At 75.3% G+C, this 449-nt stretch carries 1 pseudogene; it reads left to right on the top strand.

What is annotated here, in order from left to right:
* Positions 1-449 (top strand): annotated as a pseudogene (locus tag AX737_RS05680) (heavy metal translocating P-type ATPase); the annotation flags it as partial.

Below are 449 nucleotides of genomic sequence, written 5' to 3' on the forward strand. Positions count from 1 at the left end.
CGCCGTCTCCCGGCTGCCGGGCGTCGCGGACGTGCGCGTGAACTACGGCAGCCAAGTCCTCGACCTCGCGCTCGATGAGGCTGCGACGCCGAGGACCGAATTGGAGGGGCGTATCGAGCGCCTGGGCTACGGCGTCGCGCTGCTCCCCACGGCCGCGGACTTAGCCATGGCCCAAGCCTCGGGCGGCGCCCCGCCCGCCGGGACCGCGGAGGAGCCTGAGCCGCCGCTCTGGCGGAGCCGGAAGGCGCGGCTGGGCATCCTGATCGGCGCCCTGTTCGCCGCCGGCTTCCTGGTCGAGCGGATCGCGCCGGGCCTGGCGGGCGAGTACGCCTACTGGCCAGGGGCGCTCGTCGGGCTCGCCTATTACGGCCGCCGCGCGGCCGTGGCGGCGTTGGCCGGCACGCCCTTCTCCATCGAGATGCTGATGTCGGTCGCCACCGCGGGGGCGC

This window comes from Methylobacterium sp. CCH5-D2 (assembly GCF_001556475.1).
In the GTDB taxonomy this organism is placed as follows: Bacteria; Pseudomonadota; Alphaproteobacteria; order Rhizobiales; family Beijerinckiaceae; genus Methylobacterium; species Methylobacterium hispanicum.